Raw genomic sequence first — 21,852 nt, 5'->3', positions numbered from 1 at the left:
CCTCCTGCATTAGTTTGTTTTAATTACTTCCTGATCTTTATATTGTAACTGATAAAGCTTGTAATAGATTCCCTTTCGAGCGAGCAATTCCTGATGCGTGCCGACTTCTTTCAATTCTCCTTTATGCATAACGAGAATTTTATCGGCATTCTGAATAGTCGAAAGACGGTGAGCTATTACAATTGAGGTTCTCCCCCGTAGTAATTTTTCTATTGCTTTTTGAATTAGAATTTCAGTTTCTGTATCGATGCTCGAAGTTGCTTCGTCGAGAATTAATATCCTGGGATTAAAAGCAAGGGCACGTGCAAATGAAATCAATTGTTTCTGTCCCACGCTTAAAGTAGCCCCTTTTTCTTTAACCGCCTCATTGTATTTCCCTGGCAGTTTCATTATAAAATCATGAGCACCCACTGTTCTGGCTGCATCAACTATCTGTTGTTCGCTTATCTCTTCGTTGCCGAGTGATATGTTAGATTTTATCGTACCCGAAAAGAGATATACATCCTGCAGAACAACTGAAATATATTTTCTCAAGTCTCTTTTATCAACTTTACTGATATCGATGCCGTCGAGACAAATGGTACCTTTTTCGATATCATAAAAGCGCGTTAGGACATTGATAATGCTCGTCTTACCTGCACCAGTAGCACCTACGATTGCCGCCGTTTCACCGGCGTTAATTTTAAACGAAATATCTTTCAAAACGTATTCGCCAGGATTATAAGCAAACCAGACATTCTTAAATTCAATTTCTCCTTTTACATTATTTAGTTTAATCGGATTGTCAGGATTTTTAACGAAAGTATTATCATCGAGTAGTTTGAATATTCTTTCTGAGGAAGCCATAGCAGTTTGGAGAATATTATATTTTTCGGAAAGGTCCCTTACCGGTCGCCAGAACATTTCTGTGTACTGGAGAAATGCAATTAGCACGCCGAGTGTAAGATTGTTTTGTACCACCTCGCCACCGCCGTACCAAATTATTAGTCCAATCGATATAGCACTTAAAAGTTCGACAAAAGGAAAGAAGATAGCATAGTAAAAAACCGACCGTATATTTGCATGTTTGTAATCTCTATTGATTGAAGAGAACTTTTTCAGTTCGTCTTCTTCTTTTGAAAAGAGCTGAACCACATTCATTCCGGTTATATGTTCCTGCATGTACGAATTAAGTCGAGCCAGGTGATACCTAACATCGCGATAGGCTTCTCTAACTTTTTTCCTGAATAAAAAAGTGGCATAAAAAAGAATCGGAATTACCGAAAGAGTAACAAGCGAAAGATCCCACGACATTGTAAACATAAAGAAGAAAATCCAAATAATAACAAAGACATCGCTAAAAACCGAGACGATTCCCGACGAAAACATTTCGTTTAGTGATTCTACGTCGTTTGTTACTCTCGTTACTATTCGTCCGATCGGAGTTTTGTCGAAAAATCTTAAAGCTAATTTTTCCACGTGACGAAAAAGTTGAACCCTGATATCGAAAATTATCTTTTGCCCCATCAATTCCGTAAAGTAAGTCAAAAAATATTGCACCACTGCTTGCGACAAGAGTGTTCCGAGCAAAAGTGCCGAGATTGTTATCAGTCCTTCGAAGTTTTTATTTGCAATATAATCGTCGACTGCAATTTTGGTCAGGTAGGGTCTAATTGAAGGCAAAATAGCGACCACAATATTCAAAAGAATTGCAAGGAATATATAACCTTTGTACGGCTTAACGTAAGTTAATAGCCGCTTCATTAATTTAGCGTCGTAGGCTTTCCCTAATATTTCATCGTCTTTTCTGTTATCGGTCATTAAATTACTTTATAGTAGTTCCTGTTTTCGAAAAATGAGTTAATATTTTCTGCGGTGGTTTCGAGAATCCGCTCGATCGCTTCATGTGAATCGAAAGCCATGTGAGGAGTTAAAATAACATTTTCGCGCCTTAGCAAAAGATTTCTTTTGAAAATTGCATCGATCTTTTCGAGTTCGACGTTTTTTGTAAGCATTTGATTTTCTTCTTTCAAAAGCTCTTCGCCTTCAAAAACGTCCAGGCCGGCTCCACCAAAAATCCCTTTGTCGATTGCATAATAGAGCGCCTGAGGTTCGATAAGACCACTACGTGCGGTATTTATAAAAAGTGCGCCTTTTTTAACAAGCTCAATATTGTTCATATTGATCAAATGATGAGTGCTTTCGTTATAAGGGCAATGAAGTGTAATTATATCGGAGGATTTCAACAGGGTACTTAAATCGACATATTTGAAATCAAGAAGTTCTTCCAGAATATGATTTTGTTTTACATCGTAAGCAAGAACTCTCATACCGAATCCTCTTGCAATTTTCATGACGTGCACGCCAATACTGCCGGCGCCAATTACACCCAGTGTTTTGTTTCGTAAATCGAAACCTCTCAAACCTTCGAGCGAAAAATTACTTTGCTGTGCCCTGACGTATGCTTTGTGAATGTTTCTCGATAAAGTCAGAATTAATGCAAATGTATGTTCAGCTACTGTATTTTCACCGTAGTAAGGCACATTTGCTACAGCTATTTTCTTTTTCTTTGCATAGACTGTGTCGATATGATTATACCCCGTACTCCTTGTGGCAATCAGTTTAAGTTTCTTTGCCTTGTCAAGGATTTTCTTATCCACTTTGTCATAAATAAAGACCGATAGAACATCGGCATCTTTAATAACTGGATTATCGGGAGAGAGTGTGTCCTTGTAGAAAAAGAGTTCATACTTATTTTTATCGAGCTTTCTATTTATGTAGTTTTTTTCTTTAGACGGTATTGAAAAAAAAGCGACTTTTATTTTTTTCATATAAATTTCCCCTCAATTTAATTCTTTTAATTCTTCTTCGAGCAGCTGCTTGTAGTGGAGGTCGGCATAAATTCCGCCTAATGCTACAAGTTCATCATGAGTTCCTTCTTCAGCTACTTTACCGTTATCAAGCACGAATATTTTATCCGAGTCTTTTACAGTTGAAATTCTGTGGCTGATAATTATGCTTGTTCTGTTTTTCATGAATTCTTTCAAGCCTTTAAGGATTTCCTCTTCAGTATGGGTATCGATGGCAGAAAAAGAATCGTCGAGTATTAAAATTTTTGGGTCGATTGCAAGAGCTCTGGCAAGCGATGTTCTTTGTTTCTGCCCACCTGAAAGAGTAATACCGCGTTCACCTAAAATAGTATCGTATCCTTTGGGAAAAGATTCAACGTCTTTTGCCAGTTGAGAAATTTGAGCAGCATATTTAATCAATTCCTCGTCTTCTTCGCCATTACCGTAAATAATATTTCTGGCAAGAGTATCCGAGAATAGAAATGTTTCCTGAGGAACAAAACCGATATTTTTTCTGAGGACCTTAAGAGGTATTTTGCGTACGTCCACTCCATCAATTGTAATCATACCTTCTGTTACGTCATAAAATCGTGGAATTAAATTTACCAGCGTGGTCTTACCGCTTCCGGTCTTGCCTATAAATGCAACAGTTTCGCCTTTGTTTATTTTCAGATTGATGTTATTGAGTACAGGCGGAAGAAAATCGTTATATCTGAAACTTACATTTTTGAATTCTATTTGTCCTTCGATATTTTCTATTGAGTAATCGGTTTGTTCGCTGTCGATAATTTCATACGGTTCGTTAAAGAATTTTAACAGGCGTTTCATACTAGCATCGGCTTGCTGCACCAGATTGGCCACAAATCCAAAAGATATCATTGGCCAGATCAACATTGAAAGATAAGATATAAATGCAACTATAATACCGAGCGAAATTTCTCCGTCGATTACCATCCTGCCACCAACAAAGATTACAATAATGGCAGAAAAACCTGCGATAATAAAAAAGATAGGATGAAAAAGCGCCTGAAGCCTTACAAGGTCCATCTTCCTTTTCAGATATTCTTCGCTTTGTTTAGTAAATTCTTTTAACTCATAATCTTCTCTGACGTACGATTTTATAACTCTGATTCCCGAAAAATTTTCCTGAGCCTTTTCAGTTAACTCGGAAAATTTTTCCTGTATCCGTGTATATTTTAAATGGACTTTTTTCATAACGATATAAACCAGATACGACAGAAAAGGCAGCGGCAGAAGCACATAAAAAGTGAGCAGAGGACTTAAAGAAATCATAATTGGAATTATCATCAGGAATAATGTGCCATTGTCAATCGAATACATTACTGCCGGGCCAACGAACGACCGCACCGCATTAATATCGTTTGTTGCGTGCGACATTATATTTCCTGTTGAATTGTTCTGGAAAAATCGTAAGGGCAGCTTTTGGATGTGTTCCCAGAAATCCTGTCTCAGGTCGTATTCAATTTTTCTGGAAGCGACAATAATTGTTTCGCGAATGAAAAACTGAAACACACCAGCAATTAAAGTAATGCCGACAGTATACAGGGCATAGTTAAAAATGAGGTGGGTATCCAGATTGTTTCCGAGCAAATTTATGCTGTCTTTTATCAGAATTGGTACTAAGACAGTAGCCACATTAGAAATCAGTATAAAGAGAATTCCAAGCAGGTAACTGCTTTTATACCGGAGAAAGTATTTTTTTAAATAGATTAAATTTCCGAACAACTTTTCGAAAGTCCTTTCTGGTAGTAAACAACCGTAAAATAGAAATAATTCCTCTTAAAGTTGTCAGCCGATAATTTCGAAGCCGGTATATTTTTGCAAAGCTTTTGGAACAATAACTTTTCCTTCGGGCGTTTGATAATTTTCGAGTAAAGAAACCATAAGTCGGCTGGTAGCCAGTCCACTGCCATTCAATGTATGAACGAATTCTGTTTTTTTAGAACCCTCTCGTTTGAAGCGAATGTTAGCTCTTCTGGCCTGAAAAGCTTCGAAATTACTGCACGAAGAAGCTTCGAGCCACTTTTTTTCCGCAGGCGACCACGTTTCGATATCGTAACATTTAGCTGCAGAAAAACTGAGATCGCCTGTACACAAAAGAATAATTCTATAAGGAATATTAAGTGCTTGCAAAATGTCTTCGGCGTCCTTAACCAGTCCTTCCAGTTCCTCGTAAGAATCTTCTGGTTTTGTAAACTTAACCATTTCGACTTTATTAAACTGGTGGACGCGCAAAAAGCCTTTTGATTCTTTGCCGTAAGATCCGGCTTCGCGCCTGAAACATGGTGTATAACCGACATATTTTATCGTCAGCTCGGTTTCACTCAATACTTCGTTACGATGTATATTGGTAATCGGGACTTCTGCAGTAGGTATCGGATACAAGCCGTCTTTTTCAATATAATACATATCTTCTTCAAGTTTTGGAATTTGCCCTGTGCCTTTCATCGAATCTCTGTTTACGAGAATCGGCGGAAGAATTTCTTTATAGCCGTGTTTCTGTAAATGGAAATCGAGCATAAAATTAATCAGAGCGCGTTCGAGTGTAGCGCCGGCTCCTTTATAAAGCGGGAATCCCGAACCTGAAATTTTTGTACCCCTTTCAAAATCAAGTATGTCGAGCTTTTTACCAAGTTCAATATGGTCGAGTATTTCGAAATCGTTCTCAAAGCTAAATCCTTCAGGCAACCATCTTCTCACTTCAACATTTTCTTCAGCGCTTCTACCCACAGGGACCGATTCGTGCGCCAGGTTAGGAGTCCATCTCAAAATTTCATCGAGTTCCTCGTCAATTTTACGAAGTTCATTATCGAGTGCTGCAATTTCGTCCCCAACTCTTTTCATCTCTTCGAAAACAGATGCAGTATCTTCACCCTTCTTTTTCAAAATTGGAATTTGAGAAGACACTTTATTCCTGAGCGCTTTTAATTCGTCATTTCGCGCGATTATTTTCCTTCTTCTTTCATCGAGTTCAAGAATTTGCTCCACATTATCAGGAGCGCCCTTGTCTCGTAATCCTTTCCTTACTAAGTCCGGATTATCTCTAATAAATTTGATATCGAGCATCTGCGATTCCTTTTTATTGCACTACAATATTATAAATTTTATTTGGCACATATATTTCTTTAATTATCTTTTTACCATCGACATAACTTTTAATTTTGTCGTCGTTAAATACAATATTTCTTACATCTTTTTCCGGTGTATCGACGGGCAATTCAATTTTAGCTCTTACTTTTCCATTTACCTGCACAACAATTGTCACGGTTTCGTTTACCAGTGCCGCAGAATCCGCTTCGAACCAAATCTGCTCTTCATAAATTGATTTTTGTTTGCCCAGTATACTCCAGCATTCTTCTGCAAGATGAGGAGCCAGCGGCGCCAGCATTGATGCTAATCGTTCGAGCGTATATAATTGAATTTCTTTTCTGCAATGCTCAATATTTTTGAGGTCATTTAGTAATTCCATCAAAGCCGCAACCGCTGTATTAAATCTGAAGTTATCAATTTCCGTATCTACTTTTGCCAGCGTTTGATTGACTTTTTGATAAATTTTTTTCTCTTCATCGGCAAGTTCATTTAATAAGTATTTATTTTTTACAGGAGTGTCGGTAGCAATTCCTTTATAGTTATTAAAGAGAGTATAGACTCGTTGAACAAATCGGTCGACTCCAACTATTCCTTTATCGCTCCAGTCGCCCCCGAGTTCATAAGGTCCCATAAACATTAAATACATACGAAAAACATCCGAACCGTATTTCGACAGGAATTCATTCGGGTCGACCACGTTGCCTTTCGATTTAGACATTTTTGCGCCTTGATTCGTAATCGTACCCTGATGAATTAATTTCTGGAACGGCTCGTCACTGTTAACCAATCCAATATCTCTAAGAAACTTATGGATAAAGCGTGCATAGAGCAAGTGCATCGTAGCGTGTTCAGCTCCTCCGACATAAACGTCGACAGGCACCCACTTGTTTGCCAGTTCCGTATCGAACATACCATCTTTGTAATTTGGGTCGAGGTAACGTAGATAATACCATGACGAATCGACAAAAGTATCCATTGTATCGGGATCTCTTTGGGCTGGCGCTCCACATTTTGGACAGGTTGTTTTTATAAATTCATCACAACTTGCAAGGGGCGAGCCACCGTCGGGTTTAAAATTCACTTCATACGGAAGCACTACCGGAAGCTGGTCTTCAGGTACAGACACTTCGCCGCACTTATCGCAATGAATAATGGGAATGGGTGTACCCCAGTATCTTTGACGAGAAATCAGCCAGTCTCTCAATCTATAATTAACCGTTCTTTTGCCGAGTCCCTCTTTTTCAATATCATCAGAAATTTTTTCGATACCGACATCGGATCTGAGGCCGTTATACTTTCCTGAATTAATCATAATGCCAACATCAGTATAAGCTTGTTTCAATTCATCGTTTTCGCCAGTGCCGGGTTGAAGAATTACTTTTTTGATGGGCAGATTAAATTTTTTAGCAAATTCGAAATCACGTTCGTCGTGACCAGGCACTGCCATAACGCAGCCTGTGCCGTATGTTGCCAATACATAATCGGCAATCCAGATTGGCACCTTTTCACCATTAATTGGATTAATAGCATAAGCGCCTGTTGGAACTCCCGTTTTTTCTTTTGTTGTGGATGTTCTCTCAACTTCGGTTAGAGATCTAATTGATTCGATATACTTTTCAACCGATTCTTTAAATTCTGGTTTAGTTATTTTTTGTACAAGTTCATTTTCCGGCGCAAGGACAACATAAGTGACTCCGAAAAGTGTATCGGGTCGGGTTGTGAATACTCTAATTTTTTCATCCGACCCTTCGATTGCAAAATCGATTTCGGTTCCATAGCTTTTTCCAATCCAGTTGATTTGCATGGTTTTGGTTTTTTCGGGCCAGTCGATTTTATTTAATCCTTCGAGCAATTCGTCTGCGTATTCGGTTATCTTAAAGAACCACTGAGTCAGGTTTTTTTGAATAACTGTAGTGCCACATCTTTCGCAGCCGCCGTCGCTGAGCACCTGTTCCCTCGCCAGAACTGTCTGACACGAAGGACACCAGTTAACAGGTGCATTTTTTCTGTATGCTAAACCTTTTTTATATAACTGTAAAAAAAGCCATTGATTCCATTTATAATATTCCGGCACGCACGTCATCAATTCTGCATCCCAGTCGTACATTCCTCCCATTCTTTCGAGCATTGCACGAATGTCTTTAATATTTTTAAGAGTACTGTCCTGCGGATGAATGCCTGTTTTAATTGCATAATTTTCGGCAGGAAGGCCAAACGCATCGTAACCAATTGGCTCAAATACATTAAACCCTTTCAACTTTTTATAGCGCGCAAACGTGTCAGTTGGTCCATAATTGTACCAGTGTCCAATGTGCATCTTAGCCGCCGAAGGATAAATAAACATTACAAGTACATAAAGTTTATTGTCAATCTTTGTTAAATCGGTTTTAAATACTTTTTTGTCTTTCCAATATTTTTGCCACTTAAGTTCGATCGATTCAAAAGGATATTTCATATTACACACAAAAATTGTTATAAATTGAACTGAAACTTATCAAAAATGGGCTGGTTAATCAAGAATCGTAAAATTATTCGACAATCTATCGATGATTGCCTGCCGAATCGTGCCGTTTTGTTGCTCGCCTATAATTGTAGTTGAATTTTGTTATTTTTGAGTATAACAATAAAAGGGTGAGATGAAAAAATTAGCTGTAGTTGCTCTAAGCGGAGGAATGGATAGCTGTGTTACAGCAGCAATTGCCAAGAAGGAATACGAACTGGCACTCCTGCACATAAATTACGGACAGAGAACCGAGAACCGGGAATTAAAGGCTTTTAATGACATTGCAGAATTTTACAATGTTAAACATAAATTAGTCATCGATTATACTCATTTTTCGAAAATTGGCGGTTCATCTTTAACCGATAAGAAGATTGAAGTGTCCCGCGCCAACATTGAGAGCAGAGAAATTCCCACTTCATACGTTCCATTTAGAAATGCAAATATACTATCGGCCTGTATAAGCTGGGCTGAAGTTTTAAAAGCCGAAGCTGTTTTTATTGGGGCAGTTTACGAAGATGCCAGCGGCTATCCTGATTGCCGTCCAGAATTTTTCGAAGCTTTTGAAAAGATGGCAGATCTTGGTACAAAACCCGAAACAAAAATTAAAATTCATACTCCAATTATTCATCTTTCCAAAGCGGAAATAATTAAAAAAGGAGTGGAACTCAACGCGCCATTACACTTAACCTGGTCGTGTTATCAGAATGAAGACGAGGCTTGTGGCGTTTGCGACAGTTGCGCTTTCAGACTTCGTGGTTTCCAAATTGCTGGTATTGAAGATCCGATTCCATACAAAATCCGTCCTGTGTATAAAAAATAAATTAAGAATCTGAGATCATGAAACTCGGGATATTGCAACCATACTATGAAAGATTACAAAAACTTTTTTCTTCATTACGAAACGAAATCAGCTAAAAATTTCGAAGACGATTATTTCGTTCTTATATTTAGTTTGACTTCTTATGTTGATGTTCAAAAAATACTTGCATTGAAAATCTATCAACGTCTGAAAAGTAATTAACTAATTTTGTACATCAGAAAATTCAATTGGTATAAAAATTTTCAAGCAAAGAAAAGCAGAGGTTAATTTATGAATGAAAAGCAAAAAATACTTGAGACATTTCCGAATCCCAATCCAGAAAGAGATTACATAATTATCCATACTGCCCCGGAATTTACATCACTTTGTCCCAAGACCGGTCAGCCCGACTTTGCAACTATAATCTTAGAATATATCCCCGACAAGCTTTGCGTCGAGTTAAAATCATACAAGTTCTATCTCCAATCATTCCGTAACGACGGCATCTATTTTGAAGCAGTCACAAACAGAATTTTGAACGACCTTGTGGAGGTGCTTCAACCACGTAAAATGAAATTGACGGCTAAGTTTAATACACGCGGCGGAATTCATTCTGATATTATTGCGGAATATCAGAAAGAGCAATAGCCAAAAGCTATTGGAATTAATAACCGATCGCAAATCTGATCAAAAAAACGTGAGGTCACACAATGGCAAAACGGAAAATCAAAAGAAGCTGGGCTGAACCATTTAAAATCAAAATGGTCGAACCCATTAAAATGACTACGCGCGAATACCGTGAAAAGTGCGCTAAGGAAGCCGGCTATAATACCTTCCTCCTACGATCCGAAGACGTTTATATCGACCTGCTTACAGACAGCGGTACCAACGCCATGAGCGATTATCAATGGGCGGGCTTAATGATGGGCGACGAAGCTTATGCCGGCAGTAGAAATTTTTACTACTTATGGGACAACATTAAAAAATATTACGGTATGCCCTTTTTCGTCCCTACTCATCAAGGCAGAGCAGCCGAGCATATTATTTCAAAAATTATGATCAAGCCCGGCGACTATATCCCAGGCAATATGTACTTCACCACTACACGTTTACATCAGGAACTTGCCGGCGGTACTTTCGTCGACGTAATTATCGACCAGGCTCATATTCCTCAGAACAAACATCCCTTCAAAGGCAATATCGACACAGATAAGTTAGAAGATTTGATTAAAAAAGTTGGTGCAAAAAAAATTCCATATATCAGTATGGCTGGACCGGTCAATATGGCGGGAGGGCAACCTTTTTCGTTGCAAAATCTTAAGGAGGTACACAAGATTGCCAAGAAACACGGAATAAAATTATGGTTCGATGCAACTCGTGCAACCGAGAACGCATATTTTATCAAAGTCCGGGAAAAAGGATATGAAAATAAATCGATAGAACAGATACTAAAAGAAATGTGCAGCTATTTCGATGGTCTCTGGGTTAGTGCAAAGAAAGATTTGATGGTAAATATCGGCGGATTTTTAGCTACACGCGACAAAAAAGTTTACGAAGAAGCACGCAATATGGTAGTAGTGTATGAAGGTCTTCACACTTACGGAGGACTGGCAGGCAGAGACATGGAAGCTATGGCAAGAGGAATTGAGGAAATGGTAAAATTTGAAAATGTAAGTTCACGCGTTGGACAGGTGGAATACTGTGGCAAGCAACTCGAAAAATATGGCATCCCACTTGTTTATCCCTTTGGAGGTCATGCTATTTTCCTGGACGCAAAAAAATTCTTGCCTCATCTCAAACAGGATTTATTCCCTGCACAATCCTTAGCTGCCGAAATTTATATTGATAGTGGTGTAAGAGGAATGGAACGCGGAATTGTTTCTGCAGGCAGAGATCCCAAAACAGGCGAGAACCGTTATCCCAAACTCGAACTGGTTCGCTTGACTTTCCCGCGCCGCGTTTATACCCAATCCCACATCGACGTTACAGTTGAATCGATAGCTCAGGTTTATCAGGACAGAAAGAAAATTAAAGGATTAAAAATGGTCTACGAACCAAAATATTTGAGATTCTTCCAGGCAAAATTCGTAAAATTGTAAAGTCATTTTTTAAAAATGTTTACGGGACTGGCAAAAGTTAATCCGACGGACTGTCAGTCCCGATTATTTAAATATGAACGAAGCACTCAAATTAAAAGAAATATTTATAGCGGAACGACACCTCCTTTTCAACGATGATGATCTTCTGAAAGATGCTTTTCAATTTTCGATTCGATGGAGCGTCCTCGTCGAAGAATTTATTCTCAGAACTTTAAAAGACATCAAACTTGATTGCGCTATTGCTGCAGTCGGTAGTTTTGCAAGACGTGAACTTTCTCCATATTCAGATATCGATATAATGTTTATCTACGACAAAGTGCCTCGCAACGACAATATTATTAAACAGTGCGTAACAATTCTCTGGGATACCGGTATCGAAGTTTCTCACACTGTCAGGGATTATTCTGATATAAATAAATTTTTAAAAGAAGACCTTCATGCATTCACACAATTTTTCGAAACACGATTCATTTGCGGCAACGACGACATTTATAAAGAATGGAATAAAAAAGTTTTGAGTTCTCTCAAGCAGGAAACAAAAAAGAATCTGATAAACGAATATTTCGTTGATATAAACCTCAGATATCAAAAGTATGGCTCTTCTGCAAAAGTACTCGAGCCAAATGTGAAATATACAGCTGGTGGTCTGAGGGACCTGCAAGTTTTGCAATGGATCTATTCTCTCAAGAACGATATAATTATTGATACACAGAAAGAAGTTACACAAACCGAAGTCTTTCTCGAACTTCTTAAAAAAGATAAAATAATTATTCCCAAAGCAGCAAAGAGATTATTTGAAAGTTACAAGTTCATATTAAACACAAGAAATCATCTTCATCTAATCTCCGGTCATAAAAACGACCGTCTTGAATTCAGCGATCAGGAAAAAATTGCCCTTCGGCATGGCTATACCGAGAGCAACTGGAAGGAATATATGCGTCGCTATTTTGATTCGGCTAACGTTATAAAACGTTTTACAATAACTATGTCAAAGCGCTTCGAAGATGAGATGTCTAAACCGATTTCAGATTATCTTTCCATTCCGCTCGATGAAGATTTTACAATGAAGGGCAATATAATTTATCTTGCAAGCGACATTGAACTTACAATGTCGGTAATACTCCGGGCATTTTATTATCGAGGGTTACACGACGCTCGTTTTGACGACGTTCTCCGTTCAAAAATTATCGAAGCCGTTGTCGACCTGGAAGAATCGAATGAAACCGAACATCAATCTTCCGTCTTTTTCAGAGAAATTCTCAGGCTACCTAAAAATGTGAGTAAAACACTAAATGTAATGAACGAGCTGGGGGTACTTGGCGCATTCCTGCCTGAATTTGGTGAGTTAGTAAATTTTTTTCAACCTGGCGTCTATCACTGCTATACAGCCGACGAGCATACATTAATCGCATTGACTAATCTCGAAAATCTCAGCTACGAATCAAATACACTAAGTCGTCTCTTCTTGAGTATAAAAAACAAAGATATTCTTTACCTGGCTGTGCTTTTCCACGATATTGCAAAACCGATCACTATTTCCGGACACGAAATTATTGGTGCTGAAATTGCAAGTTCTGTAATGGAAAAGCTCGGATATAGCACGGAAGAAATTCAAAAGGTTCAGTTCCTTGTTCGACACCATCTTACAATGGAACAGGTTGCATTCAGAAGAAACTTAAACGACCCGACAACATTGAATCTATTTTCAGATTTATTCCCGGATACCGAACTGCTCGATCTTTTATATCTTCTTACGTATGCCGATCTATCAGCAGTTTCTCCTGTTGTATGGACACAGTGGAAAGGCGAACTGCTCTACGAACTTTATCATAAAACCAAACGAATGCTCGAAGAAAGAATTACTGGCGAAGAACTATTAGCTTCGAGTATGCTCGAAATAATGGAGCAATCGGAGGTCTTTTTAGACAAAACTGTCAAAGAGCATATTGAATCGATTGACGATCTGGGTTACTTACAATTTTATTCTGCTGAAGAAATTAATCAACACATTGAAGAAATCGAGAAAGGTTCCAAAGTTTCTGTCTTTTTCAAAGAAGAGGCAGGTTATACATCGATTACCGTAATTACGCGTGATTCCGATGCCCTCCTTTCGAGGCTTTGCGGTGCATTGTCAATCAACGATCTGAATATTCACGATGCAAAAATATTTACTCGCAAGGACGGAATTGTAATCGATAATTTTAATGTAACAGATTTCAGAACAAATGAAGCTGTGGATAAATCCCGCTACGAAAAGATAAAGTCAGATTTAATTTTAGCTGCCTTAAACGAGCTTCAGATAACAAAAGAATTCAACCGTATTAAATCCAAATGGTGGCGTCTCGAAAACAAACTATTCAAGCGTAAAGGCAAAGTTAAGATTGTTTTTGAAAAGCACGATAGATACACAATCATTGATGTATTTTCACCGGATCGGCTCGGGTTATTATATCAGATTACGCGAAAAATGAACGAACTTGGTCTATCGATTTACTTTGCAAAAATCAATACAAAGGCCGACGATATAGTCGATTCGTTTTATATCCTCGACCGCCATAAACGGAAAGTATCCGCCAACGATTACGAATTAATCATTCAACAACTAACGGAAACAATCGAAGAAATGTTATAGGAGGTAAATTGAATTTTATGAACAGAACAAACCCAATCGGATTTTTCGATTCGGGTATCGGAGGTCTTACGGTTGTAAGAGCAGTTACCAACTTGATGCCTAATGAAAACATAGTTTATTTCGGAGATACCGCAAGAGTACCCTATGGAAATAAATCCAACCATACGGTAATTGAATATTCAATTCAGGCGGCAAATTTTCTCCTTAGAAAAAATATTAAACTGCTTGTAGTAGCTTGCAATACTGCTTCGTCGGTAGCACTCAATGAATTACGCAAATTACTGACGGTGCCTGTAATCGGAATGATTGAGCCGGGTTCACAAATGGCTTTAGCAGAATCACGAAATCGCAAAATAGGAGTTATTGGCACTTACGCTACTATTAACAACAAAGCTTATTCGAAACAATTAAAAAAACTTGACCCGAAAGTTCAAGTTTACGAAAAAGCCTGTCCTCTGTTTGTACCGTTGGCCGAAGAAGGTATGACCAACCATAAAGCAGCTGAATTGATTGCCAGAGAATACCTGACAGAATTAAAAGAAAAAGATATCGACACTCTCGTACTGGGATGCACTCACTATCCTCTCCTGAGAGATACAATTCAAAAAGTGATCGGCAAAAAAGTTAAATTGATTGATTCCGGCACCCCAGCAGCCATGATTGTTGAAGATTATCTTAACGGCAGACAACTGCGCAATAACTCCGTTCATGAAGGGAAACACGAGTATTATGTAAGCGACCTGCCATCAAAATTCAAATTAATAGCAGAGCGCTTCCTGGGCAAAAAAATTAACAACATTCATAAAGTGGAGCTTGAAGAATTAACTAATGCATGAGATGATATTTTTTTGAAATTCGCTTTTTGTAGTTTTTTAGAAATTGCTAATAATCTTATGTAAGGAGAAAATTCATTTCCAAATTTAGTAGACGAATTCATCTAACAAACAGCAGGCCACATTAACAAAACATTTTGAATTGATATTCAAATTGTCTGAGTCTGTATAAAACCGCGTAGCCCGACAAAAAACGTTTATTCAACTTTAATAATTAAATGAAATGGACGCTGAAAGCATCAATTAATAATACTTTATGCCTTCATTGTATATTTGTAAAGCTACAAATTTGGCAGTTAGCTAATTTTTATAATTAAAATAATATGCAAAAAAGGATATCAAAAAAATTATTAATGTTATCAACTACTCATTTTTGTAGTGCAACTTTAACATCATTAGTCCGCTTATAGTTTTAGCATCTACGATTTCGCCCTTAAGAATTTTTTCTTCAGCTTCTTCGAGTGTCATTTCGAGCAATTCCATATCCTCTTCACCTTCTTCGCGTGCATGTTCTCCATCTATCAAATTTTCTGCAAGGAAGATATGAAGCACTTCATTGCAAAAGCCAGGGGTAGTATAAATTTTTCCTAATTTAATAACTTTCTCTGACGAATAGCCAGTTTCTTCTTTGAGTTCTCTTAAGGCACATTTTTGTGGGTCTTCGCCTTTGTCGAGTTTACCGGCGGGCAATTCGATAACAAATTCGTTATGCGGATATCTGAATTGTTTTACAAAAATAATCTTCCCGTTTGACTTCAGCGGAAGAACGACGGCTCCTCCCGGATGAACCGCAACCTGACGCGTTGCCAGATTACCGCTGCCGTTATACTGAATATCGTCAACTTTTACGCTGAATACTTTTCCTTCGAAAACTATATTGCTTTTTATTACTTTGAAATTCATTCGTTCCTCTTATTAAATTAGTTCCGCTCCCGCTTGTATTTATGCTGCTTCAAAAAATTGTCTCCCGCTTTATAACAAACATATAATTAACCGCCAAGACGCAAGACGCTTCTAAGAAAATTCCCGGCGTTTTCCTGCGAACTCGGCGGTTAATTATTTACGTTGAAAAATTCAGTTTCAGACCGACGATGAATCGACAGTTAAACCTGATTCGAAAGATAGCCGTCGAGACCCATTTGAGAAATTTGAGCGCGCTGCTTTTCAGCCCATTCAACGTGTCCTTCTTCCATCTTTAGAATTTTGGTCAACAATTCGGCTGTCGATTCGTCGCCAACTTTACGCGCTAGAGCAATGGCGTCGTTATAAGCTTTTACCGCGTCAGCTTCGGCTTCCTGGTCGTTGTTGATAAAATCCGGGACCGATTTCCCGATATTCATTTTTTTCAATTTGTTAACTACCGGAGTGCCTTCGAGAAACAGAATTCTTTGAATGAGCCATTCTGCATGGTGCATTTCGTCGATAGCCTGTTTTTCGATGGCTTCGTGCAATTTTCCGTAGCCCCATTGTTCGCACATTTCGGAATGAACCATATACTGGCTAATGGCTGTTAATTCGTCAGCCAATAAATCGTTCAATACATCGAGTAATTTTGCATCTCCTTTCATCTTTACATCTCCCAATTATTTTGTGAGTTATTCATTTAATATTTTCTCTATTTTGTTCAGCTCTTCCGAACTAAATTCAAGATTGTCGAGCGCTTTGACGGCGTCTTCGATCTGTTCCACTTTGCTTGCGCCGATTAATGCGGAAGTAATAACCGGTTTTCGCAATACCCACGCTATTGCCATTTGAGCCAAAGTTTGATTTCTGCCTGCGGCTATCTCGTTCAGTTTTTTCACTTTTTCAAGTTTATCCTGAGTAATTCTTTCGGGTTTCAAAAAGCCCCACGGTTTGGAAGCGCGCGAACCTTCCGGAATTCCTTTTAAATATTTATCGGTAAGCAGTCCCTGTTCCAGCGGAGAAAATACGATGGCTCCAACTCCTTCCTTTTCGAGCAAGTCGGTTAAACCGTCTTCAATCCATCTGTCGAACATACTGTAACGAGGTTGATGAATTAATAAATGATGACCCATTTGCTTCAGGATATCGACCGCCTTTTTAGTTTCTTCGGGCTTGTATTGTGAAATTCCGACATACAAAGCTTTTCCGCTTCTTAAAATCTGGTCGAGCGCGCCCATTGTCTCTTCCAGAGGAGTTTCAGGGTCGGGACGATGATGATAAAAAATATCGACATACTCCAATCCCATTCTTTTAAGGCTTTGATCGAGGGATGCGATCAAATACTTACGCGAGCCGAAGTCTCCGTAAGGGCCCGGCCACATTCCCCATCCCGCCTTTGTGGAAATGATTAATTCGTCTCTGTAAGGCTTCAAATCTTTTTTCAAAATGACCCCGAAGTTTTCTTCTGCGGAGCCCGGAGGCGGTCCGTAATTGTTTGCCAGATCGAAATGAGTAATGCCGAGATCGAACGCGCGGCGTACAATAGCCCGCCCGTTTTCGAAAACGTCGACTCCGCCAAAGTTATGCCACAATCCCAATGAAATTGCCGGTAGTTTTAAGCCGCTCTTCCCGCAGCGGTTGTATTTCATTTTGTCGTATCTGTTTCCGGAAGCTAAATATTCCATTTTCCCTCCGTTTCTTGAAAAATAACCATACAAAGATAATCTAAATTTTATTTAAATTTTAGTGGGAATTCTCTAACGAGCATCAGATATTTGAGTGTGTCCATAATTATTGAGAACAGAATAAATTATTATTAAACAAAGTAATTTTTTATATGGAAATGTATTAGCGTTGATTTTCGCAGAATCATTAATGCAGCGTATAGCATGAATGGCGGATAAGAATTATTATTCATATTTATCGCGTTTGTACTTTTAGCTGTCCATCCGATCCGGAATAAAACTATTATATGATTAAAACAAAGTAATAAATTCCGGTTTCAATTCACAACGCGTCCGTCGAACAAATTTATTATTCTGTTTGCGAATTTCGTATATTCGGGCGAGTGGGTTACTTTCAGACTTCCGTAAAGATATAATGGATTTACTAATGGATCATCACAAAGATTTCATAGCTGTGTTATATTAAATACATATATAAAAAACGGAGAGCATCATTCATAATCATATATTGCTCTCCGCTAATTTCTATTAATCAATTATTCGCCTTATTTCATCAAAGTCATTTTACCGACTGCAGAATATTTTCCTGCGGTTAGTTTGTAAACATATGTGCCGCTCGGCAAATTACTTCCGTTAAATTCAACTTCATATTCTCCGGACGGTTTAACTTCGTTTACCAATTCTTTTATTTCTCTGCCAAGCACATCATATACTTTCAGTGTAACAAAGCTCGCTTCGGGCAAGCTAAATCTGATTTTCGTAGCGGGGTTAAACGGATTGGGATAGTTTTTAAATAAACTAAAATTATACTTCTCGCTATATACTTCAGAAAAATTATTTGCATTTAACTTCGGTAATGGATCTTGCATAATTCCTGCGATTTCAACCTGATTGCTTGGTACCGAAGTTAAATTAGTATTATCAACTGCGACAACATAATATTTCACTGATTTTTCCCATATTGGTTTTGTATAACTTATTTCATAATCGATAAATGTGTTTGTTGGATGAGATACTACGCCGGCTAAATAAAAAGATGAATTATCATAACTGCGGTATATTTTGTAACTTGATATATCCGGTTCCGTATTTAAATCCCAGGCTAACGATGGGTGGTCGGGGTCTGAGAATGTTAAGTGTAAGTTTTGGGGTATTGAAGGAGATGCATTTTCAGCAGTATTTACATAAATATTTAACGTATATACACCATTGCTGAAATTTGTTATTTCAAAACCAAACGCTGTTGTTTGATTTGCCGCTCTTTGATTGTTTGGGTTACTCCATGGAGAAAATACTTGATTATAACCTATACGAAATGCGTCGTTACCATCACCATGAAATCGTATATCTACTACAGGTTCCTGAGTAACAGGATTTTCTGTAAAATGAATTGGCTGAGGACTTATTAAACCTGCATAGCTAAAAGGAATATATTGATTATCATGATATCCGCTCGTTTTATTTTGAATTAATTGCTTAAAGACAGGCAATTGACCAGAGCCCCAAGGATTGTCTACTGCTTGATTTACTTCCCAATTGTAACGTCCATCTGCAGGAATAAGCTGCAGCCATGAGGATGGATTTGTTCGATTTGGAGCTCCGACTTTTCTGATCACATAAATACCGTTTTCAACACTTCCATCATGAGAACCCCAGAAAGGAGCATTATTTTCCCAATACGATAATTTTTGATGATTTTCTATGAAAAAATATTCTTGTGATGATGAATTAATCACAAATCTATAAGCATTTCCTCCTGTTACGAAATCGCTGAGGGTTCTTCCCGTAAGAGTCTGTGTCGTATTATTTATTGTATATGTTGTAGAATCTGAAGTCCAGCCCAAACGGTATCTTTCCCACGCATTAGCTACATATGTTCTTATCCCCCAGGCAGATAACATTCCCCAGAAACCGAAACCATTATGATAATCGTTGTTACCAATTAAATAATGAGAAAATTCATGTATTACATTTCTGAATGGGTCCTCGGTTAAATAATTTCTTACTGTCACACCGGAACCGTATGGTATTGAGTCACCTCCACCAAATGACGTTGCTATTTTCCTCTGGTTGTTGTCCACATTAATAATTCCTATATTTCCCAAATCACCATAATTGCTTATAAATCCTAAATCTATTAAACCTTGATCGGGATCATTTAAATCTTCTGAAATATTCCTCCAGACAAAAATGATCATATCAACGTATGTATCGGCATTATTATAATATGTATAATCACTTACCCAATCCCAGTTATCAAACTCGGCAAAATCCCATGTTGTATCAAGTTGTTGGATTATTTCTTTTTGAATATTGCCTCTTCGATTACTGGTGTAATTATTCATATACCAGTCTCTTGTATGCGGTGCAATTACGTGAACTTCCTTTCCAATAAAATGAAGCTTGTTGCCGGACATTTCGTTAAAATAATGGGTTAGCGAACCTTGAGTAGGGTTAGCTGACCATGTTTGATCGACCCAATTATTCATATTTTGAGGAGAGTTGCTTTTAACCCATCTCATATTATTAATATCATAGTTGTCATCTGGAAATTCCGCGAAGATAATTAATACATTTATTGTCCCTTCGGAAGGAAGCCATCTTCCTTTTGATTGCGCCGGAACTTCTTGTACTGATACAGTAACACAATTGTATACTTGTGCAAACAAATGGAAAGATATAGTAATATACAAAGTTACAATATATTTTAGCGTTTTCATTTTAGCCCCCGAATTTTGTTAATATGATGTTATTACTTTTGTAGTATCATTTTTTTTGTTTGTATAGCTTCATTTGTAATCATTTGGTAAAAATATATGCCCGTTGGCAATCCAGTTCCATCGAATTTTACCTCGTAAATTCCTGGCTGCTTTTCTTCGTTAACAAGTGTTATGATTTCCCTTCCAAGCATGTCGTAGACTTTTAGAGTAATCTTCCCGGCAGCAGACACTTTATATCGAATAATAGTTGAAGGATTAAACGGATTGGGGTAATTCTGAAAGAGAACAAAACCGGATGGTATCGGAGTAGCCTCGTCTTTTACATCAACTATACCATAAGTTACTCCGTTTATTCTGCAGCCTCTCAATAAAAGAGGTTGTAATACATAATTTTCTCTTGATATACGTCCAAATCCGTAAGCTAATTTTTCTACATCAAGGAAAGTTGTATCAATAAGAGAATCCGGTCTTATCCATAGTTGAAAATGTTGAATCTCCTTTATTAATGTGCGTTTCCCGAATACATACCCCTCATAAATTCCGCTTACCATCGATTCTTCCCACTTGCTGGAATCTTCAACTATAACAACCCACCGTTCACCTACCTGTGCATTTAATTTATATAAATGCCGGTTATCAAATTGAGGAACGTTGAAAACATTATAATTCCTGTCTATTCTATAATTAGCGCCGTAATACAAAGGCGGATCATAAAAGAATATAAACCTGCTGCTGTCTTTCGGGTCTATCGAATCGCGCAGTACTGTATAATGCAGGTCTCCTCCCGCCCTCGTATATTCCCAATGGTCGCCTAAATTAGCCGGAAAAAACTGATACGGGTCATCATACTGAGCAAACATAATTGATGTTAAGAATACGAATAAAATTGTTAAATAAATTGATTTCATTTTACTAAAACCATTGATTTTGTAATTATTGTAGAGCCAGATATTAATGAGTAGTAATAAACTCCGCTGGGAAGATTCTGTGCATTAAAAACAGTACTGTAGTTACCGGGTGGTTTTGATTCATTAACCAGAACAGCTACTTCTCTTCCTAGAGGGTCATAAACTATCAGCCTTACATGAAAATATGAATTGCCGTTTTTGTTTTGAGGAACGGAATAATTAATAGTAGTTGTGGGATTAAACGGGTTCGGATAATTATTATTCAGATAAAATTCTGAAAGCAGAGATTGATTTTTATTATCCTCAACGCTTACAATCGTTCCATATTTACGCCCGTTAATAATTGCTCCGGTACAGTAGCTAAGCGGGGATTCAAGACTAAAAAAAAATGTTCCGAAACTCTCTATTATTTCTTCCCACCAGAATAACTCCAGTATTTCAATTCTGTGGCTAATCACTGTATCTCCCTCTAATATTACCCAATTTGTATCTTTAACAAGTGTAGATTTTTGACCAGGGTAATGAGAAAGGGTTCGGAACGGTAAACGAATATTTGTAAGTTATATAACGTGACCACCAGGGATTTTCCAAACTATCAACGGGTAATTCTTCCGTATAATCTCCGTTTCCATTTACATCCTCAAAATCGAGCATAAAGGTTACGCCGCTTACAGTATCGTTTCTTTCCCAGCAGACAAGGTCGTTACTTAGCGGATTAATTTTATAGTATATTTTCTTAAAATATCTTTTACCATTAGAGACATCTGAAAAATTCAATTAGAGGAACAGATTTATAAGTATTGTCGTTTTCATTGAAAAAATAAATCATGT

At 37.8% G+C, this 21,852-nt stretch carries 18 protein-coding genes; 6 read left to right on the top strand and 12 right to left on the bottom strand.

What is annotated here, in order from left to right:
* Positions 1-9: 9 nt before the first annotated feature.
* The 5 genes from ACSSV9_RS13090 to leuS form a co-directional block, all read right to left on the bottom strand.
* A complete protein-coding gene (locus tag ACSSV9_RS13090) occupies positions 10-1,800 on the bottom strand; it encodes an ABC transporter ATP-binding protein (RefSeq protein ID WP_437347707.1) in 1,791 nt (596 codons plus the stop codon).
* Positions 1,800-2,810, bottom strand: a complete 1,011-nt coding sequence (locus tag ACSSV9_RS13085) for an NAD(P)-dependent oxidoreductase (protein ID WP_437347706.1) — start codon at positions 2,808-2,810, stop codon at positions 1,800-1,802. The genes ACSSV9_RS13090 and ACSSV9_RS13085 overlap by 1 nt, the downstream gene beginning before the upstream one ends.
* 12 nt (positions 2,811-2,822) lie before the next feature.
* On the bottom strand, positions 2,823-4,574 hold the full coding sequence (locus tag ACSSV9_RS13080) for an ABC transporter ATP-binding protein (RefSeq protein WP_437347705.1): 1,752 nt from the start codon (positions 4,572-4,574) through the stop codon (positions 2,823-2,825).
* 63 nt (positions 4,575-4,637) lie between these two features.
* Entirely contained in the window at positions 4,638-5,915 is a 1,278-nt protein-coding gene (serS, locus tag ACSSV9_RS13075) for a serine--tRNA ligase (protein ID WP_437347704.1), read from the bottom strand.
* 13 nt (positions 5,916-5,928) lie between these two features.
* On the bottom strand, positions 5,929-8,394 hold the full coding sequence (gene leuS / locus ACSSV9_RS13070) for a leucine--tRNA ligase (protein ID WP_437347703.1): 2,466 nt from the start codon (positions 8,392-8,394) through the stop codon (positions 5,929-5,931).
* A 181-nt stretch (positions 8,395-8,575) separates the two neighbouring features.
* Between leuS and queC the strand changes: the two genes are divergently transcribed.
* The 6 genes from queC (at position 8,576) to murI (ending at position 14,808) form a co-directional block, all read left to right on the top strand.
* On the top strand, positions 8,576-9,262 hold the full coding sequence (gene queC / locus ACSSV9_RS13065) for a 7-cyano-7-deazaguanine synthase QueC (protein ID WP_437347702.1): 687 nt from the start codon (positions 8,576-8,578) through the stop codon (positions 9,260-9,262).
* A 45-nt stretch (positions 9,263-9,307) separates the two neighbouring features.
* Entirely contained in the window at positions 9,308-9,463 is a 156-nt protein-coding gene (locus tag ACSSV9_RS13060; protein WP_437347701.1) for a hypothetical protein, read from the top strand.
* Positions 9,464-9,532: 69 nt separating this feature from the next.
* Positions 9,533-9,889 carry a preQ(1) synthase gene (gene queF / locus ACSSV9_RS13055; protein ID WP_437347700.1) on the top strand — a complete coding sequence of 119 codons (357 nt, stop codon included), beginning with the start codon at positions 9,533-9,535 and terminating at the stop codon, positions 9,887-9,889.
* A 62-nt stretch (positions 9,890-9,951) separates the two neighbouring features.
* Entirely contained in the window at positions 9,952-11,340 is a 1,389-nt protein-coding gene (locus ACSSV9_RS13050) for a tyrosine phenol-lyase (protein ID WP_437347699.1), read from the top strand.
* A 73-nt stretch (positions 11,341-11,413) separates the two neighbouring features.
* On the top strand, positions 11,414-13,972 hold the full coding sequence (gene glnD / locus ACSSV9_RS13045; RefSeq protein WP_437347698.1) for a [protein-PII] uridylyltransferase: 2,559 nt from the start codon (positions 11,414-11,416) through the stop codon (positions 13,970-13,972).
* Between the two features lie 17 nt (positions 13,973-13,989).
* Positions 13,990-14,808, top strand: a complete 819-nt coding sequence (murI, locus tag ACSSV9_RS13040) for a glutamate racemase (protein WP_437347697.1) — start codon at positions 13,990-13,992, stop codon at positions 14,806-14,808.
* Positions 14,809-15,168: 360 nt separating this feature from the next.
* Here the strand turns inward: murI and ACSSV9_RS13035 are convergent, their stop codons facing one another.
* From ACSSV9_RS13035 to ACSSV9_RS13005, 7 genes are all read right to left on the bottom strand, one after another.
* A complete protein-coding gene (locus ACSSV9_RS13035) occupies positions 15,169-15,708 on the bottom strand; it encodes an NUDIX hydrolase (protein ID WP_437347696.1) in 540 nt (179 codons plus the stop codon).
* Positions 15,709-15,908: 200 nt separating this feature from the next.
* A complete protein-coding gene (gene bfr, locus ACSSV9_RS13030; protein WP_437347695.1) occupies positions 15,909-16,373 on the bottom strand; it encodes a bacterioferritin in 465 nt (154 codons plus the stop codon).
* Positions 16,374-16,400: 27 nt separating this feature from the next.
* Positions 16,401-17,393 (bottom strand): L-glyceraldehyde 3-phosphate reductase, encoded by a 993-nt coding sequence (mgrA, locus tag ACSSV9_RS13025; RefSeq protein WP_437347694.1) that lies wholly within the window; start codon positions 17,391-17,393, stop codon positions 16,401-16,403.
* Between the two features lie 545 nt (positions 17,394-17,938).
* Positions 17,939-20,113: a T9SS type A sorting domain-containing protein gene (locus ACSSV9_RS13020; protein ID WP_437347693.1), complete on the bottom strand. Its 2,175-nt coding sequence runs from the start codon at positions 20,111-20,113 to the stop codon at positions 17,939-17,941.
* A gap of 32 nt (positions 20,114-20,145) precedes the next feature.
* On the bottom strand, positions 20,146-21,021 hold the full coding sequence (locus ACSSV9_RS13015; protein ID WP_014856207.1) for a T9SS type A sorting domain-containing protein: 876 nt from the start codon (positions 21,019-21,021) through the stop codon (positions 20,146-20,148).
* Entirely contained in the window at positions 21,018-21,479 is a 462-nt protein-coding gene (locus tag ACSSV9_RS13010; protein ID WP_014856206.1) for a T9SS type A sorting domain-containing protein, read from the bottom strand. Before ACSSV9_RS13010 ends, ACSSV9_RS13015 begins: the two co-directional genes overlap by 4 nt.
* 34 nt (positions 21,480-21,513) lie before the next feature.
* The gene (locus ACSSV9_RS13005) at positions 21,514-21,798 is read right to left on the bottom strand and encodes a hypothetical protein (RefSeq protein ID WP_437347692.1); all 285 of its coding nucleotides are present in this window, start codon (positions 21,796-21,798) and stop codon (positions 21,514-21,516) included.
* Positions 21,799-21,852 lie beyond the last annotated feature (54 nt).

Source organism: Melioribacter sulfuriphilus, from assembly GCF_051488685.1.
Classification (GTDB): Bacteria; Bacteroidota; Ignavibacteria; order Ignavibacteriales; family Melioribacteraceae; genus Melioribacter.
The sequence above is the reverse complement of the archived record's forward strand: the minus strand, read 5'-3'. Positions and strand labels throughout refer to the sequence as shown.

Bases quoted from the DNA above. Each gene is read 5' to 3' on its own strand.
- ACSSV9_RS13020 (WP_437347693.1), bottom strand. From the start codon at position 20,113: ATGAAAACGCTAAAATATATTGTAACTTTGTATATTACTATATCTTTC.
- serS (WP_437347704.1), bottom strand. From the start codon at position 5,915: ATGCTCGATATCAAATTTATTAGAGATAATCCGGACTTAGTAAGGAAA.
- bfr (WP_437347695.1), bottom strand. From the start codon at position 16,373: ATGAAAGGAGATGCAAAATTACTCGATGTATTGAACGATTTATTGGCT.
- mgrA (WP_437347694.1), bottom strand. From the start codon at position 17,393: ATGGAATATTTAGCTTCCGGAAACAGATACGACAAAATGAAATACAAC.
- ACSSV9_RS13015 (WP_014856207.1), bottom strand. From the start codon at position 21,021: ATGAAATCAATTTATTTAACAATTTTATTCGTATTCTTAACATCAATT.
- ACSSV9_RS13090 (WP_437347707.1), bottom strand. From the start codon at position 1,800: ATGACCGATAACAGAAAAGACGATGAAATATTAGGGAAAGCCTACGAC.
- ACSSV9_RS13035 (WP_437347696.1), bottom strand. From the start codon at position 15,708: ATGAATTTCAAAGTAATAAAAAGCAATATAGTTTTCGAAGGAAAAGTA.
- leuS (WP_437347703.1), bottom strand. From the start codon at position 8,394: ATGAAATATCCTTTTGAATCGATCGAACTTAAGTGGCAAAAATATTGG.
- queF (WP_437347700.1), top strand. From the start codon at position 9,533: ATGAATGAAAAGCAAAAAATACTTGAGACATTTCCGAATCCCAATCCA.
- ACSSV9_RS13085 (WP_437347706.1), bottom strand. From the start codon at position 2,810: ATGAAAAAAATAAAAGTCGCTTTTTTTTCAATACCGTCTAAAGAAAAA.
- glnD (WP_437347698.1), top strand. From the start codon at position 11,414: ATGAACGAAGCACTCAAATTAAAAGAAATATTTATAGCGGAACGACAC.
- queC (WP_437347702.1), top strand. From the start codon at position 8,576: ATGAAAAAATTAGCTGTAGTTGCTCTAAGCGGAGGAATGGATAGCTGT.
- ACSSV9_RS13050 (WP_437347699.1), top strand. From the start codon at position 9,952: ATGGCAAAACGGAAAATCAAAAGAAGCTGGGCTGAACCATTTAAAATC.
- ACSSV9_RS13060 (WP_437347701.1), top strand. From the start codon at position 9,308: ATGAAAGATTACAAAAACTTTTTTCTTCATTACGAAACGAAATCAGCT.
- murI (WP_437347697.1), top strand. From the start codon at position 13,990: ATGAACAGAACAAACCCAATCGGATTTTTCGATTCGGGTATCGGAGGT.